The organism is Leisingera sp. F5 (assembly GCF_001593695.1).
Map to the genome: position 1 here is coordinate 1 of NZ_LUKH01001011.1, position 1357 is coordinate 1357.

Below are 1357 nucleotides of genomic sequence, written 5' to 3' on the forward strand. Positions count from 1 at the left end.
CTCCACAACCGGCTGCCCGGTGTTCCAGGTCGCCCTCTCCACTGCACGTAAGAAAGACTGGGCCGAGGCCGATCGCGGTTTGTCGCCTGCCGACCTCGCCATGCATGTCGTCCTGCCCGAGGTCGACGGGCGCATCTTCGCAGGTGTTGTCAGCTTCAAATCCCCGGGAAAGAAAGACCCGGACCTGCAATACTCCCGCTTTGCCCACCGTCCCGATACGGACCGCATCAAAGCCGCCGTCGACCGCGTCGAGGGCTGGCTGCGCCTTGCCAAACTGCCGAATGCAGAGAAACGCCTCGCCCTGATCCTCTCCACCTATCCGGGCCGCGACCACAACCTTGCCCATGCCGTCGGCCTCGACGCGCTGGCCTCCTGCGACGAAATCCTGCGCGAATTGTGGGATCAGGGCTATACCGTGGAGCCGCAGGAAAACACCGGCCTGCGGCTGATGGATGAGACCCTCAGCGTCCCGCTGGAAGACTACCGCGCAGCCCTCGCCAGCCTGCCGCAAGACCTGCAAAACACCCTGGCAGAGGCCTGGGGTCAGCACATATTCGCGGGTGGCCGCAGTGGCCGAGCTGGCACCGTCGTCATAAAGCGGCCGCACGCCGGAATAGGTCCAGACAATATCCGCGCGCTTCAGTGGCTGTTCGAAGTATTGCGACGCAAAATCAATTAGATAATCCTGCTCGGCCTCCGTGCAATGCGGTTTGGTCTCCGGATCCGGATGGTCGGCGTCCGTTGTGCCGATCAGGGTGAAATCCGTCTCGTATGGAATGGCAAAGATGATCCGCCCGTCGGTGCCCTGAAAGAAATAGCAGCGGTCATGGTCGAACAGTTTTGGCACCACGATATGGCTGCCGCGCACCAGGCGGACGTTTTCGCGGCTGTTCTGGCCCAGTTTTTGCTTCAGCACGTCGGCAACCCAGGGTCCGCCTGCATTGACCAGCATCTTGGCCCGGTGTTCCTTCTCCTCGCCAGTGGCGTGATCCTTCACGGTGACAACCCAGTGATCAGAGTGGCGCTGGGCTGACAGAACCTCGGTCCGGGTTAGGATTTCGGCGCCGCGCGCCTGTGCATCGCGGGCGTTCAGCACCACAAGACGGGCGTCCTCAATCCAGCAGTCGGAGTATTCGAACGCGGTCTGAAACTTGCCCTTCAGCGGCCTGCCTGCGGGATCGTGCGACAGGTCCAGTTTCGCCGTGCCAGGCAGGATGCCGCGTTTGCCCAGGCTGTCATACAGAAACAGCCCCAGCCGGATCAGCCAGGCGGGGCGGCGGCCGCGGGTCCAGGGCATGAAGGTGGTAAGCAGTTTCGACGTCGGCGTTTCGCTGTCAAAGCGCATGTCCTTGTGAAA

2 pseudogenes are annotated in these 1357 nt (G+C 62.3%); one reads left to right on the forward strand and one right to left on the reverse strand.

What is annotated here, in order from left to right:
• Nucleotides 1-544 (forward strand): annotated as a pseudogene (locus A2I95_RS38355) (cobaltochelatase subunit CobN); the annotation flags it as partial.
• On the opposite strand, the pseudogene glpD reads toward A2I95_RS38355, so the two are convergent.
• Nucleotides 542-1357, reverse strand: a pseudogene (glpD, locus tag A2I95_RS38360) (glycerol-3-phosphate dehydrogenase); the annotation flags it as partial. The pseudogenes A2I95_RS38355 and glpD sit on opposite strands and share 3 nt — an antisense overlap.